13 protein-coding genes are annotated in these 14,190 nt (G+C 55.4%); 8 read left to right on the top strand and 5 right to left on the bottom strand.

The window, feature by feature from the left end; translation table 11 throughout:
* Positions 1-60: 60 nt before the first annotated feature.
* From IAE24_RS19205 to IAE24_RS19190, 4 genes are all read right to left on the bottom strand, one after another.
* Complete coding sequence (locus IAE24_RS19205; RefSeq protein WP_199960281.1) at positions 61-1,788, bottom strand: TnsD family Tn7-like transposition protein; 1,728 nt, start codon at positions 1,786-1,788, stop codon at positions 61-63.
* Positions 1,789-1,949: 161 nt separating this feature from the next.
* Positions 1,950-2,216: a helix-turn-helix domain-containing protein gene (locus IAE24_RS19200; protein ID WP_199960280.1), complete on the bottom strand. Its 267-nt coding sequence runs from the start codon at positions 2,214-2,216 to the stop codon at positions 1,950-1,952.
* 523 nt (positions 2,217-2,739) lie between these two features.
* On the bottom strand, positions 2,740-3,315 hold the full coding sequence (gene dsbG / locus IAE24_RS19195) for a thiol:disulfide interchange protein DsbG (RefSeq protein WP_199960279.1): 576 nt from the start codon (positions 3,313-3,315) through the stop codon (positions 2,740-2,742).
* 48 nt (positions 3,316-3,363) lie between these two features.
* The gene (locus tag IAE24_RS19190) at positions 3,364-4,584 is read right to left on the bottom strand and encodes a YbfB/YjiJ family MFS transporter (protein WP_233626149.1); all 1,221 of its coding nucleotides are present in this window, start codon (positions 4,582-4,584) and stop codon (positions 3,364-3,366) included.
* 301 nt (positions 4,585-4,885) lie between these two features.
* Between IAE24_RS19190 and IAE24_RS19185 the strand changes: the two genes are divergently transcribed.
* The 3 genes from IAE24_RS19185 to IAE24_RS19175 all read left to right on the top strand — a co-directional run bounded on the left by IAE24_RS19185 (position 4,886) and on the right by IAE24_RS19175 (position 7,904).
* Complete coding sequence (locus IAE24_RS19185; protein ID WP_325100555.1) at positions 4,886-5,284, top strand: RidA family protein; 399 nt, start codon at positions 4,886-4,888, stop codon at positions 5,282-5,284.
* A gap of 81 nt (positions 5,285-5,365) precedes the next feature.
* Positions 5,366-6,637: a transporter gene (locus IAE24_RS19180; protein WP_325100554.1), complete on the top strand. Its 1,272-nt coding sequence runs from the start codon at positions 5,366-5,368 to the stop codon at positions 6,635-6,637.
* Between the two features lie 49 nt (positions 6,638-6,686).
* Positions 6,687-7,904: a MalY/PatB family protein gene (locus tag IAE24_RS19175; protein WP_199960278.1), complete on the top strand. Its 1,218-nt coding sequence runs from the start codon at positions 6,687-6,689 to the stop codon at positions 7,902-7,904.
* A 7-nt stretch (positions 7,905-7,911) separates the two neighbouring features.
* Here the strand turns inward: IAE24_RS19175 and IAE24_RS19170 are convergent, their stop codons facing one another.
* Positions 7,912-8,829 (bottom strand): LysR family transcriptional regulator, encoded by a 918-nt coding sequence (locus IAE24_RS19170; protein WP_199960277.1) that lies wholly within the window; start codon positions 8,827-8,829, stop codon positions 7,912-7,914.
* Between the two features lie 347 nt (positions 8,830-9,176).
* Here IAE24_RS19170 and IAE24_RS19165 point away from each other — a divergent pair, with 347 nt between their 5' ends.
* From IAE24_RS19165 to IAE24_RS19145, 5 genes are read left to right on the top strand one after another with little or no spacing between them, the layout of a single operon-like run.
* Positions 9,177-10,364: a CaiB/BaiF CoA transferase family protein gene (locus IAE24_RS19165; protein WP_199960276.1), complete on the top strand. Its 1,188-nt coding sequence runs from the start codon at positions 9,177-9,179 to the stop codon at positions 10,362-10,364.
* A 16-nt stretch (positions 10,365-10,380) separates the two neighbouring features.
* Entirely contained in the window at positions 10,381-11,598 is a 1,218-nt protein-coding gene (acdA, locus tag IAE24_RS19160) for a 3-sulfinopropanoyl-CoA desulfinase (RefSeq protein ID WP_199960275.1), read from the top strand.
* Positions 11,599-11,653: 55 nt separating this feature from the next.
* Positions 11,654-12,616 (top strand): Bug family tripartite tricarboxylate transporter substrate binding protein, encoded by a 963-nt coding sequence (locus IAE24_RS19155; RefSeq protein ID WP_199960274.1) that lies wholly within the window; start codon positions 11,654-11,656, stop codon positions 12,614-12,616.
* A 40-nt stretch (positions 12,617-12,656) separates the two neighbouring features.
* Positions 12,657-13,691, top strand: coding sequence for a LysR substrate-binding domain-containing protein (locus IAE24_RS19150; protein ID WP_325100553.1), 1,035 nt, complete (start codon positions 12,657-12,659; stop codon positions 13,689-13,691).
* 44 nt (positions 13,692-13,735) lie between these two features.
* Entirely contained in the window at positions 13,736-14,188 is a 453-nt protein-coding gene (locus IAE24_RS19145) for a PaaI family thioesterase (RefSeq protein ID WP_199960272.1), read from the top strand.
* Positions 14,189-14,190: the final 2 nt, after the last annotated feature.

The following is a 14,190-nucleotide window of genomic DNA, read 5'->3' as shown; positions in this document are numbered from 1 at the left end:
AAGCATATCCCGATACATATATACATATCAAGTTCGAAATGCGAGTGCGCCTGGGTTGACTCAGCGGAAAAGGTCCTCGGAAGGCACATGCGCAGTCACAGCCGCCCGGATGGCCTCGAGGGTGCGGGGCAATCGGTGCAGAGCTGCCTGCTTTGCTCGGAGATCAGGTATTTGCTGACACAACTGCCAAAAGTGGATTCGCCGCACGCCTCCCTCCTCCATAAGACGCAACGCTGCTTCACGAACCAAGCCGCTTAGGCGGTCGTCTCTGGCTTCCCAGTCAACTACGAGCGACCTAGGACGCTGGGGAAGAGGCACCGGCTTGTGAGCGTCCAGCCAAGCACGGTCGTTTCGATAGAGCCAGGTGTAGGTGCGCGTGTCCAGTTGGCGCATCCATTTAATCCCGAGACTTCCTGCGGACTGCAACAGCTGAAGCCACAGTGCTCTCGAATGGGACCTCGCTTGTTCGCTTCGCGCCTCAGACCAGTCTGCATGCAGAATTGCGTCACTGAGCAGCAAGCGGGTGATGGTCCCGACAGAGACCCCCGCTCGAAATGCCACTTGTTCTTTGTCAGTCCCGCAGCGCAGGTCACGGATTGCCCTGGCACGGACATCTGTAGACAGCTTCTGTGGACGGCGTGAAATCGCTATCCCAGCTTTTGCAGCCCAGACGAGCGCTGTTTGCGCATCGACACCAATCAAGCCCGCAGCACTGCGTAAAGAGTGGCCCTCCTGCTGAATGAGGCTACATAGGCGGGCAACTCGCTGGTCAACGACGGGCAGTGTGGCCAGAACATCGTCATGGGTAGGCGGGTGGTTGTTGAGACCCTCAGATTGCAGTGCGACGTCAAAGCGTTGAGAGTCGCCAAACAGCCAATGGATAAGCAGCAGGTGCCTCAGTGGGTGGGTGCCGCAACGAGGGGGTCTCAGCAATCGGCCCAACTGCGTCGCCATCGCTACTTCGCCCTCCGCCAGCGCGGCGAACTCCGGAATGCTCCTCAGCGGCTTGCAGTAGTCAAGGAAGGCCGCCGCTATCTGTGCCGTACGCAAGCTGGCAACACCAGCAATCCATCCACGAAGCCGTAGTTCCTGTCGGTAGACCTCGTGCAGTTTTCTCCACACCATTGGCTGGTGTTCCGCTGCCTGGACAAGGTCTTCAATGAGCTCTGCAAGGCTCAGTAGCACCCCAGACGAGACGGTCTCGCCGGACACCGAACTGGTAGGTTTCAATTCGTTCCAGTGAGGCAAAAGCCATTGAAAGCGTTCTACGCCATTGGCCTTGAGGGTTGATAGCAACAGCGGTTGTTTGTGTGTGGTGCACATCCAAACCCCCGGGAACTGGTGCTTCAGATGCCAATAAGACCATCCGGTCTCGCGGATGTCCTGCTCAATGCAGTGCGCACAGGCTTTTAGCGGATGATTCGCACGAAAGCGGCTCGTGAGTATTCCAAGGCGCAGCTTCAAATGGGCTACGCTGGTGCTGGACATACACGCTACTGCGTTTTCCGTCTCACTTTGTGCCGCGAAGGCTGCGTAGAACTTGAGCAGTGTCCGGTCTCTGGCAACGGAATCTACGTCACCAAACAACCTATTCGTGCGCTGCACAAAGGCACCCAGACTATTGGGTAAATCATGGTGGATACCGGCGCGGGCGCTACCAAAGAGCAGTTGGCATGTTTGAGCAGATGTCCCATGCCCCCAAAGCTGGTGATGACGGCTGACAAGACTGAACAATGTCTCGTCAGGCAACCAAGTCAGCAGTTGATACTCGGGAAAGAGTGTGTCCATTTCTGGCATTTCGGTAGGCTATGCCGAAGGAAGTAGCTGCGCAAGGCGTGTGTCGCCTCTGGACGTTGCAAAACGCCGCTGCTTCCTTCACCGGACGCCTAGCCTACATCGCCGCCGAAACGAGAGCACTGACGCGCGCCGGGCCTGAAATGTCACATCTGTCACCATGGGTAGGTGATACTGCTTGGTGTGGTTTGCGAGGGCGCGTCGGTGCGGCGCAACACGAGCTCCACGCCTAGAACACTTAGCAGCCTTAGTATGCGATCGGCGCTAGCCTTCTGCGCGTTCAGTTCTAGGTGAGATAGTTTTTGCTGCGTCAGGCCCATGCGTTCGGCGACGTCAGTCTGCGACATCCCAGACTCTTTGCGGAAAGCTTGAAGTACACCGGTTAGCTGGTCCGAGGTTCGAATTGGAAATTCAGGTCTCATACTTAAACTCCTTGGTGATATTTTACCTAAAATTCTTGGTATTATGAATTTACCAATTAATTTCGGTAATATCAATTTTCTGAGAGCTATGTATTAGGAGAGCAAGTAGCCCAGCCCTGCAATTTAGACATGCGCTCGAAGCGATCCCAGCTTCGCTTTTCCTATTCGCGGATTTGGTTAGCTAGCGAAGGTCTGCAAACTCCAGTTCTCAGCCGATTATCGTTCGTAACATTTTGATCTGATTAGGACGGGAGCTCAGAAAGCCAGATTTTACAAAGCTTACTTATCGCTCGGCGGGCGCTTGGTGTGGCGCAAATTGGCTTGCAAGAGCTAGCCGCGCAGCAGGCCCAGGCCATCAGTCTCTTTTGACCTGCTCCCTGAAAAGTACTGTGCTTAGGCTGAGTTATTCACGTTGAATTTTAACCAGACTATGCCTCTCTGCAACTATTAAATTAGTTGCCTAGTCATTTTAATGCAGATATTTAAATTCCGCTTTCATAGATTTCTCGTGAGAGGCAAAAATTCACTTCAAAGCACTTCCCATCACAGCTTCAAGCTGCTCTCGCGGGTATCCGGATACTGCGACCATGTCGCCGTCAGTATCGCTGTAGATAATTGCCGGCGTCCCTCGAAAGCCGAAATCTTTCATCAATTGAAGATTATCTGCCAGAGCCTTTTTGATGGAATCTGGAAAAATCTTCAATTCACTGATACCGCCTTGCTTGCTCGATAGTTCGTGTTTCTTGAGAGAGCTGGCTGTATCTTGGGCGGAAAGTATAGCGGCTGCTTTCCCTTCGCTGCTATCTTTAATAATGCCGACAAGAATGTGCCGTATCTGAACTTTTCCTGCGTCTACCCACGGACGAGAAGCCTCCCAAAAGCGATGGCACCAAATGCAGTTTGGGTCCGTGATTACGTAAACAATTCGTGGGGCATCTTCCTTACCATCTCTTACCCACTTCGCAGACTCAAGGCGCTTCCAAGCAGACGTTTGAATGCGGAGGCTCTCTGCCGCCTCCTTTGTGGGGGCAGCCCAGCTAGCGGAACATATAAGGGCCGTGGAAATGGCCGTAGCAAGGATGATTTTCTTTATCTTCATTAAATTATTTATTTAAAGTTCGAACGGTATTTAAGAAATCCCGAGAAGTCAAGATGCCTGAGAAGCGGTTTGAACTTTTGCTTCTTCACGTGCCAGCAGCCTCAGAAGAACCAGGCCAGCACCCAGGAGGAAAATCGTGACAATTAGCGCGTCATGGTAGTTGCCTGTCGCTTTGGCGATGTAGCCAGCCATAGCTGGTGCACCAATTTGTGCAACGCCGTAGCTCAGGGTCATACGGGCCATAGCTTTTGCGGGGTTCGCAGGGAAATGCCGACCCACAATTGCCAAGGTGAGACTAACAATCCCTGCAAATGTTCCACCAAACAGCAAGGCGCTGACAAGATTTAGTGAAGGAGCATCAGACAAGACAGGTATCGCTATGCAGACTGCGTGCAAGGCGTATGCAACTATGAGGGCATGAACGGAGCCCATTGCCTTGGCAGCCCTGTCCCACAGGAACGTTGAGGGAACTGCAGTTAGGCCTACCCCTACCCACACCCAGCCGCCGTTGCCAGTGAACATGGGAAGCTTTTCCAAGATGGCGACGATGAACGTAGCGCCTATGGCGAACCCGAAACCGGCGCAAAAGTACGAAAGGATGGAAAGGACCATCCAGCGGCTTGAGGGAGCCACGGGAGCTGCACTGGGCGCCGAAGCATGTTGCTGTATAGGTGCCGGCCTAGGAAGCCACAGCCAGGCCGGAACGAACAGCAGCAAGCCAATTGCACCAAGAATCACCCATTGATAGTCCCATGTGAACGCGCGGCTTGAGGTCGCAACGACCAGGCCTGAGAGTGCAATACCGAGGCCGAGGCCTGTGAAATGCAGCCCGAGTTGAGCCCGCTTACCGTTGCGGATGAGCCAGTTCAAGATGAGGCCTGACGCCAGGAGCATGCCTGCCGTGCCAGCCAGGCCGGAGATGAACCTTAGTACGGCCCAGACTTTGACATCGGTGGTCAAACCCATCGCCGCAGTGCTCAGAACGCCCAGCACCAGTCCAGCTCGGTACAGCACGAATTTCTTGTTGAGGTCACCGATGGACGACGCGATGAGCGCGCCGGCCATGTAGCCAGCGTAGTGAATGGCAGCCAGCCAGCCCCCAGCAAGCAACGAAAGGCTGGCCTGCTTGGCCATGATGGGCAGCATGGGGGTGTAGGCAAATCGAGCAAGCCCGACAGTCAGTACCAGAGAACAGATGCCTGCAGACATCACGCGGAAGAGCTCCCAGGAGCTGTGCTCCATCAGGGTCGGAGCAGCTGTGTTCGTCATTCAAAACTCTCGTTCAAGGGTCCGTCCGCTGGCACTTAGGCGCGCGTTGTAGAAGCACTTTGCCAAGCGGAAATCAAGGGCTTGCAGTTAAGCACCCTTGGAATTCTGATTTCTGAGCTCCAAGAAAGTGCTCCTCCCATCTGTGAAAAAAAGCGCAAGCTGGTGTGCGGATATCTCAACGTTGGTGGTGACTTACTTTTCATAAACTTCTTGACGGAAATCTTGCAGCGACTTGTGCCAAGCGCAAAAGTAGTTACGTTGCAGGAACTTATTTATCAGATTCAATGAGAACTGAGCGGAAATGACCGAAAGCTATACCCCCAACATGAATTTGATAGTGACACACGATGCACCAGCCGCTATTGGTCCTTATTCACAAGGAATCAGGCTCGGGGACCTCGTTTTTGCTTCCGGACAACTGCCAATGGCTGCAGACGGAAGCATTGTGGAAGGAGGCATCGAAGCCCAGACACGCCAGTCTATCGAAAATCTGTCTAATATCTTGAAAGCAGCAGGGGCTGACCTTAGTACCGTCATCAAGACCACGGTGTTCGTTAAAGACCTCAATCACTTCACTTCAGTGAATGCAATTTATGCTGAGTGCTTTGGAGTGCACAAGCCAGCGCGCTCGACAGTTGAAGTTGCACGATTGCCAAAAGATGCTCTGGTGGAAATTGAAGCCATCGCTCATTTGCTCTAATTGATGGAATAATGGATTAAGTGTGACAGTTAAATATGGCCTAAAAGAATAATAGCGCTTTGCAAAACAAAGGAGACAATTGTGAAAAATGAGTTGAATATTGATGAAAAGGTTCCGTTTACAAGGTATGACCTCGGCTGGGTGATACTTTGTATAGGGATGGCTATCGGTGCAGGCATTGTTTTTTTGCCAGTGCAAGTTGGAATAACGGGCGTATGGGCTTTCGCTGCATCGGTCTTGCTGGCGTATCCGGCCTTGTACATGATGCAAAAGCTTTACCTGCAGTCGCTCTGCGAGTCGCAAGAAGCCCAAAGCTACGCGGGCATCATCACACAGTATCTTGGGAAGAACTGGGGGATGTTTCTAGCTGTGGTCTACTTCTTTATGCTGGTGAAGGGGATGCTCACTTACTCACTGGCCGTTACCTTTGACTCAGCAAAGTATCTGCAGAGTTTTGGCATAACTTCTGGCTTGTTGTCAGATAGCCCTTGGTTCTCGCTGGCTGTTCTTTGTGCATTGGTCGCGATTGCTGCACAGGGCGAGAAACTTCTTTTTAAGGTCGCGGGGCCTTTAGTTGTCTTTAAACTTGCGGTGGTCGTGCTTCTCGGCATTGTGATGATTCCTCGTTGGGACATTAGGAATAATTTAGCAGCCCTGCCTGACGCCAAACAGTTCATCATCGACACCGTACTTACCCTGCCATTTACTCTCTTCTCGATTCTTTTTGTTCAAATCCTAAGTCCAATGAATATTGCATTCAGGCGCGTGGAGTCGGACCCGAGGATTGCGACATATCGAGCTTTACGTGCCAACAGAATTGCATATTGGATTCTGGTTGTTTCCGTGCTTTTCTTCGCGGTTTCGTTCGCATTTTCACTTTCTCACGAGCAAGCGTTGTCTGCTAAAGCACAAAATATTTCCGCGCTTGCTCTTGCTGGCAGCGTCATGCCGGGCAATGGGGTGTTGTATTTGACGACTGCGCTGAATGTGTTTGCCATAGTGACAGCATTTCTTGGCATCTATCTGGGATTTGAAGAATCAATCAAAGGCGTTGTTTTCAATGTTTTGACAAGATTTGTGCCTGAAAGTCGTATAAACCATAAAGCAGTTTCCCTCGGAGTTTGTGTATTCATCGTGCTAGGTCTTTGGTTTTGGGTTCAAACTAGATTCTCCATTTTGCTGCTGCAGCAACTCGCATCACCAATATATGGGATTGCATCGTTCATTGTTCCCTGCATTCTGGTATACAAGGTTCCGGCACTCAGGAAATATATATCACCGAAAGTTTGGTATGTTTTCCTCTTTGGCGTAGTTGTCTGCACTGCACCAATTCTTAAGGCTATGGGTTATTAACCAAGGCGCACTTCAAGAATCTTGGTGCGGTTAGAGAAGGAATTATTTAATGAATAGCATTTCTTTAGGCAATAGTACGCAATTCGACTTCGAGACTGTTGTCGACAGGTCAAACAGCAATTCTTTGAAGTGGGGCAACCCAGTTGGGTCGATGACCGTGCTTCAAGCTGCTGCCGAGCCGCTGCCGATGTGGGTAGCCGACATGGACTTCAAGTCTCCCCCCTCCGTGATTGACGCGCTGCATGAAGCCGTCTCTCATGGGGTCTACGGTTATGGCGGCGCTCCGACAAAAGGCTACTTGGATGCCGTGACGGGCTGGCAGTGGAAGCGCTTTGGGTGGGATGTCGACAACGACTGGGTGTTGCCGATTGCAAGCGTGATTGCAGCCCTGAAGACTATCGTGCAGTCGTTCTCACAACCCGGGGACACCGTGCTCATACAGCCGCCTGTGTATGTGCACTTCCACCAGGACGTTCTCATCAACGGGCGCCACCTTGCCCTTGCTCCGTTGACGCAAGACGGTTCCAAGTATCGATTCGACGCCAAAGTCTTCGAAGAGGCGATTCGAGAGAACACGAAGATTTTTATCCTGTCGAACCCGCACAACCCAACTGGGAACGTGTGGACGGAGGATGAGCTTCGGACCATGGGCGAAATTTGCCTGAAGCATCGCGTACTCGTGGTCGCGGACGAAATCCACTGTGACTTCGTATTCGGTGCAGGCAAGAAGCACGTCCCGTTTGCTTCCCTTGACCCCAGGTTTGCGCAAAACAGCATCACTTGCACCTCTGCAAGCAAGACGTTCAACCTGGCGGGGCTGCAGTGCGGGAACATGTTCATCGCAGACAAGGTGAAGCGCGAGGAGGTGTATCGGACCATCGAGCGGAACTACAACACGCGGGTCAATGTTCTTGGCATGGTCGCAACGGAGGCAGCCTTCACGCACGGAGCAGCATGGGTCGATGAACTGGTTGCGTACATCGCAGAGAACCAGAGGCACTTTGCCAGCCAGGTAAACGCGTTGAAGGCTGGCGTCGAGGTGCTTGAAATGGACTCTCTGTACCTGGCATGGATGGACTTCCGGAAGCTGGGCATGAAGCCCGCGGAGTTGGAAAACTTCCTGCTGACCAAGGCCCGTCTCTGGCTCGACAAAGGCCCGAAGTTTGGTGTGGATGGGCACGGGTTCATGCGCGCGAACTTGGGCTGTTCGCGGCATACCGTTGACGCCGCCATCGAGCGACTTTCTCACGCTCTCGCGAGTCGCTGAGCGGCGGTCAGTGGAGCGCCTCCCAAGGCGCGCCACTGGCAAATTTAGCCGCGAGAAACGCAACAAACGCCCTCACGGCCGGATTGTTGTAGCGCGACTTGAAGTACAGCGCATACAGAGAATGTCGAGGAATTGGCGCGTACTCTGGAAGCACCGCCAGCAGGCGGCCATCTTGGATGTAGCGATGGGCTACATACGATGGAATACAGACAACGCCGCCACTGCTGATAGCCATCTCAGCGAGGGCCAGGCTTGAGTTGGAGATGGCTCGGCAAGGGACTTTCACAGAGAAGTCCTTGCCATCTCGAGAGAAGGTCCACTGACGCTGCACCGTCATGGCCGGATACAACAAGCAGGAGTGATGCACCAAGTCCTCAGGCTGCTTCAGAGGAGGATGGGCTCGCAGGTACTCCGGAGAGGCCGCGTACATCCACCTGATGGCCGTAAGGCGTCGACCTGGGAAGTCCCAGTCTTCGCGCGACGTGATGCGAAGAGCCACGTCGAACTCCTCGGAAGCGAGGTCCACGACCCTGTCTTCCAGGTTGAGTGAAAGTTCAATATTTGGATAGACCTCGGAGAATTCCTTCACCATCTTGGACACCTGCGTGCAACCAAACGCGATAGAGCACGACACCTTCAAGGAACCGGTGGGGTCGCGCAGCCGAAGCGCTTCATGAACAGCTCCTTCGGCCTCCTGAAGGATGCCCTTGGCCCGTTCAAACAACGTTGCTCCGCAGTCAGTGAGCGAGAGGTGACGAGAGGTCCGCTTGATGAGCGTTACGCCAAGCTCTGACTCGAGCTGGGCCAACGACTTGCTTACCGCAGAAGGTGTCAAAGACAAGGAGCGACCAGCCTTCGAAAGACTGCCCTCGGTCACGATTTTTACGAAGAGCTCGAGCCGAGATAGAGAGCTTGATAGGCGCATCTTGCTTGCAGAAAAACTGGTGACGTGGCCACTTGGATAGACCGACCCGTCCGTGGAACCTTGCTCCGCCCCGCCTGCTGGTTGCGCAGGCCATAAGGCGGGTGCAGAGCTGATGCCCACCTCTGACAAATGGCATCAGCATCTCGCCGCGCAGGATTCCACAGAAGCAGCTGGCCAGGCAAGTTTTCCAGTGCTTCACCCCTTGCTCTCATGTTGAACTTAATTTCAATTGAACATGAAGAGAGTGAAAACTAGACTGTTTCAAGCTCGCCGAACAGAAAAACTGTTCAGGTCCTGAGCTGGCTGCAACGACGCTACGTCGCAACGCTTAGAAAAGAACTTGAGACATGAAAACACTTGAACCAGCGGCACTTGCAGGCATTCGCGTGCTCGACCTGTCGCGCATCCTTGCGGGACCCAGCGCAACCCAACTGCTTGGCGACCTCGGCGCTGATGTTGTGAAGGTCGAGAAGCCTGGTGAAGGGGATGACACGCGTAAATGGGGGCCGCCCTACCAAAAGGATGAAGGCGGCGCAGAGACCGCCGAGAGCGCGTACTACCTGGCGGCGAACCGCAACAAGCGCTCTATCGCGCTCGACCTGGCAGACCCACAGGACCTGGAGCAGGTGCACAGGCTGTTGGAGCGGGCTGATGTGCTCGTCGAAAACTACAAGGTTGGAGGCCTGGCGAAATATGGGCTGGGCTACGAGCAGATAAAGGACCGTTACCCAGGATTGGTGTACTGCTCTGTCACCGGATTTGGACAAACCGGCCCCTATGCAACACGTCCAGGCTACGACTTCCTCATCCAGGGCATGGGCGGAATCATGAGCCTTACAGGGGACCCCGAAGGCGTGCCTTCGAAGGTCGGAGTAGGCATTGCGGACGTGATGACCGGCATGTATGCCACGGTCGGAATTTTGGCTGCGCTGCGCCACCGGGAGGCCACCGGCCAGGGACAGCACATCGACATCTCTTTGCTCGATACGCAGATTTCCTGGCTGGTGAATGCTGGCACGAACTACCTCATGGACCGCCAGCTGCCGCCACGTCTGGGCAATGGGCACCCCAACATCGTCCCCTATCAAGTTTTCACCGCAGCAGATGCACCCCTCATCCTTGCGGTGGGCAACGACGCCCAGTTCCGCCGCTTCTGTCAGGTTGCAGGGCTCGAGCACCTCGCCGACGATCCACGCTACGCCACCAATCAACAACGCATTGCTCACCGCAAGGAACTCTGCGAAGTCATCGATGCAGGCCTGAAGAAGCGGTCACGCGAGGACTGGCTGAAGAGGCTGGAAGCTGTGGGGGTTCCATGCGGCCCTGTCAACAACTTGCAGGACGTATTCGCGGACCCCCACGTCCAAGCGCGTGGCTCTGAGCTCGATATGCCCTGCGCCTGGGCTGAGGGGGGGCACATAAGCGTTCTGGCCAACCCGCTGAAGCTCTCCCTGACCCCTCCCACTTATCGCATGCCGCCCCCGCGATTGAACGAGCACATGAGCGAAGTGCTTACCGACTGGCTCTCCAACTGAAAAAAGAGGTACCGCAATGTTTGAACTCTCGAAAGAACAGCTCGCGCTGCAGCAGCGCGCTCGTGAGCTGGCGCAAACCAAGTTTGCTCCCACGGCCGCGGAGACGGACCGCACAGAACAGTACCCCTGGGAGAACGTCCACGCTCTTCGCGATGCCGGCTTCATGGGCATGACCATCCCCAAAAGTGTGGGAGGCGGTGGGCTCAACTATCTGGACACCGTCATCGTCATCGAGGAAATGGCGAAGGCATGCGCGACGATGGGCCGCATCACGGTCGAGGCCAACATGGGCGCGATTAGCGCTATCGCCAAGTACGGCACGCCCGAGCAACTGAAGATTGCATCTGAGCTGGTTCTGGCTGGCGACAAACCTGCCATCTGCATTTCGGAGCCAAACGCCGGCAGCGCAGCGAGTGAGATGACCACGCGCGCAGACAAAAAGGGCGACCACTACATCCTGAACGGCGAGAAGTACTGGATTACTGGCGGCGGCGTCTCTAAGCTTCATCTCATCTTCGCTCGCGTGTTCGATGACGGTGTGGACCAGGGCATCGGTGCCTTTGTATGTGTTCGCGACGACAACGGCCCAGAAGGCTTGACCATCGGCCGACGCCTCTACGCCATGGGTGTCCGCGGCATCCCCGAGACGCATGTGCACTTCAAGGACCTGCAGATTCACAAGTCGATGTTGGTGGTCCCGCCCGGTGGCCTCAAGCGTGGCTTCGCTTCCCTGATGACTGCCTACAACTCCCAGCGAGTGGGTGCTGGCACGGTCTCCCTGGGTATTGCGCAAGGCGCCTTCGAGGAAGGCCTGCAATACCTCAAGACTCGCCAGCAGTTCGGACGCCCCATCGCCGAGTTCCAAGGGCTGCAGTGGATGCTGGCGGACATGTCCACCCAACTGGAAGCCTCGCGGCTGATGCTGCGATACGCGGCCTGCAGCGCCTTCACCAGCGAGACATCCTTCCCCGACATTGACAAGGCTGCCCGCGCAAAAATCTTCGCGGCTGAAGTCGCCAACAAGGTGACGAACGATGCGCTGCAGTTCTACGGTTCCTCGGGCTATGGACGAGACCAAGCCATGGAGCGCCACGTGCGCGACGCTCGGATGTTCACCATCGCGGGCGGGACCGCACAAATTCTTCGCACACAGGTTGCGTCGAAGCTCCTCGACATGAAGTTGCCTCAGACCCGTGAAGGCTACGTGACGTTGGCTCAGAAAGCCGCGGCCTAAGCCGCGCACGCCCCCGCTCTGCCTTGGAAATTCATACACACAAAGAGACAAAACCATGCAGCGTAGAGAACTCCTTTCCCTGGCCCTGGGCGCCATCGGTCCCGTATCGATGGTGCAGGCGCAATCGAAGTATCCGGCTCAGCCGATAAAGTTGGTTGCACCCTTTCCTCCAGGTGGAACTGTCGACATCCTCTCCAGAACTTTGGGGGAGCAGATATCGAGAGAGCTTGGCCAGTCGGTAATCGTCGACAACCGAGGTGGAGCGGGGGGCACGATTGGGGCAGACATTGCCTCGAAAGCAGCTCCAGATGGGTACACAGTGCTGTTTGGGGCTGTGCACCATGCCATCGCCCAGTCCGTCTATCCCAAGCTGAACTACGACATCCGCAAGATGTCATCTGCAGCTTTCCTGGGGCGCGTTAATCACGCGGTAATTGTCAACAACGCCTTGCCGGCGAAGAACATTGCCGAGCTCATCGCGTTGCTGAAGGCTGCCCCAGACAAGTACAGTTATGCGACACCTGGTGCCGGCACCATGCAGCACGTGATGACGGAGTACTTCAAGAACGTCACCGGCACCCAGATGACCCACATCCCTTACAGGGGCTCAGGGCCGGCGATTGTGGACCTGATTTCCGGCAATGTGCATGTGATGTTCGAGACGATGCCGTCTGCTCTGCAGCACATCAAAGCGGGAAGCGTGCGGGCCATTGCGGTGACCTCGGGTCAGCGTGCGAAGTACCTTCCTGACGTCCCGACGGTTGCGGAGAGTGGTGCACCCAACTACGACGCGACAAGTTGGTATGGGCTGTATGCACCACCCAAGACACCTCAGGCAGTGCTGGACCAATTGAATCGCGCGGTCAATGCTGCCTTCCAAAACCAGAGCTTTGTCGAGCGCTGGGTTAGCCTCGGAGCCGACCCCGGTGGCGGCGCTCCTGACGACCTCACGAAGCTGACCGCCAGCGAAGTTGCGCGTTGGGCCGAGGTCGTGCACAAAGCAAAAATCCAAATCTAGAGCATGACTGAGATGGCTATGTCCAGCACTTCAAGTCCGTTTGGAGCGACCTGTTTTGAATGAAGCTCGAGCTCCTTTGGGCCAGAAGCGGCTTCGCGTCACCTTGAAGCAGCTGGAGGTCTTTGTCGCGGTCGCAAAGGAGCGCTCAACTAGGGCGGCGGCAGACTCTGTTGCTCGCTCCCAATCTGCGGCAAGTAGCGCCCTCGCTGAGTTGGAGTCAAACATGGGCGTACCGTTGTTTGACAGGGCCGGTCGCCGCCTCATCCTGAATGAGTCGGGCGCCAAGTTGCTCCCGGTTGCTATCTCGCTTCTTGACCAGGCGCTTGAGCTTGAGCATTCCTTAGAGGACGTCTCGGGGGGCTCCTTGGTCATCGCAGCAAGCATGACCATCGGGGAGCACATTTTGCCGGAGGTGCTGGCTCGGTGGCAGAGGAAGCATCCGAGCAACCCTGTCCGGATGCTCATCTCAAACAGCGCGTCTGTGCTTGATGCTGTTGAGAACTTCGATGTCGATATCGGTTTCATCGAAGGACAACAAACCCGCAGCGGCCTTATCCTTCAGCATTGGTTCAACGATGAAATGGTGGTGGTTGCAGGCTCGACCCACCCGTTCGCTCAACGCGATGTGACGATTTCAGACTTGAGGTCCGCCAGTTGGGCCATGCGCGAGATGGGTTCGGGAACCAGAGAGTCTGCCGAGCGCTGGCTCGTCGAGACCCTTGGTCACATAAAGGTTGAGTACGAACTCGGCTCGCCGCAGGCTGTGGCCGCATTCGTGGCGAGCAGCGTCGCGTTGGCATGTTTGCCGCGCCATGCCGTAGCGCGAAACGTGAAGGCCGGAGAGCTTTCCATCCTTCGTACAGAGATGCCAAGGGCATCGCGGCGCTTAGCGGTTGTCACCCATGGCGCACGGAGGCTGGGAGCAACCAGCCAAGCCTTCATTGACCATTGCCAACGGTGCTCAGCGTTGGCCCCAGAGTCCGGCCTGAAGGACGATGAACTCTGGAGGCTGGCTCGCCTCATCGCAACCAAGCAATCGCCGGGCAGCGACATCGACAACGCCGCGTGCATCTAAATACTGTTCTGCAACGTCAACCGGAGGGCCGAGGGCCCACTGCCATGAATCAAGTCGCAATCCAAGACTGCTACCCCAAAGAGTTCTCTCACTGCTACGGCTGCGGCCCTAGCAACCCTGTGGGTCATCATCTGAAGACGTATCTCGTCGAAGACAAGACCTTTGCAAAATTCACCCCCGGACCGCAGCACAGCGGCGGTGTCCCGGACCATGTCTATGGCGGCATGATTGCGTCGCTGCTTGACTGCCATGGCACGGCTTCCGCTGCCGCATTTGTCTACCAACACGAACAGCGTGAGGTGGGGAGCCAACCACCGGTCAGGTTTGTCACGGCTTCGCTGAAAGTGGATTTCAAGCGTCCAACACCGCTGCACACTGAACTGACGGCGCAAGGAAAACTAAGGTCGATTGACGGGCGCAAAGTCTGGGTCGAGTTGGAGCTTCTCGCCAACGACGTCGTGTGCGCCACCGGCGAGATGCTCGCGATTCGAATTTAGGG

It is taken from the genome of Delftia sp. S65 (assembly GCF_016516495.1).
GTDB classification, from domain to species: Bacteria; Pseudomonadota; Gammaproteobacteria; order Burkholderiales; family Burkholderiaceae_C; genus Comamonas; species Comamonas acidovorans.
The sequence above is the reverse complement of the archived record's forward strand: the minus strand, read 5'-3'. Positions and strand labels throughout refer to the sequence as shown.

Bases quoted from the DNA above. Each gene is read 5' to 3' on its own strand.
- IAE24_RS19205 (WP_199960281.1), bottom strand. From the start codon at position 1,788: ATGGACACACTCTTTCCCGAGTATCAACTGCTGACTTGGTTGCCTGAC.
- IAE24_RS19200 (WP_199960280.1), bottom strand. From the start codon at position 2,216: ATGAGACCTGAATTTCCAATTCGAACCTCGGACCAGCTAACCGGTGTA.
- dsbG (WP_199960279.1), bottom strand. From the start codon at position 3,315: ATGAAGATAAAGAAAATCATCCTTGCTACGGCCATTTCCACGGCCCTT.
- IAE24_RS19190 (WP_233626149.1), bottom strand. From the start codon at position 4,584: ATGACGAACACAGCTGCTCCGACCCTGATGGAGCACAGCTCCTGGGAG.
- IAE24_RS19185 (WP_325100555.1), top strand. From the start codon at position 4,886: ATGACCGAAAGCTATACCCCCAACATGAATTTGATAGTGACACACGAT.
- IAE24_RS19175 (WP_199960278.1), top strand. From the start codon at position 6,687: ATGAATAGCATTTCTTTAGGCAATAGTACGCAATTCGACTTCGAGACT.
- IAE24_RS19170 (WP_199960277.1), bottom strand. From the start codon at position 8,829: ATGCGCCTATCAAGCTCTCTATCTCGGCTCGAGCTCTTCGTAAAAATC.
- IAE24_RS19165 (WP_199960276.1), top strand. From the start codon at position 9,177: ATGAAAACACTTGAACCAGCGGCACTTGCAGGCATTCGCGTGCTCGAC.
- acdA (WP_199960275.1), top strand. From the start codon at position 10,381: ATGTTTGAACTCTCGAAAGAACAGCTCGCGCTGCAGCAGCGCGCTCGT.
- IAE24_RS19155 (WP_199960274.1), top strand. From the start codon at position 11,654: ATGCAGCGTAGAGAACTCCTTTCCCTGGCCCTGGGCGCCATCGGTCCC.
- IAE24_RS19145 (WP_199960272.1), top strand. From the start codon at position 13,736: ATGAATCAAGTCGCAATCCAAGACTGCTACCCCAAAGAGTTCTCTCAC.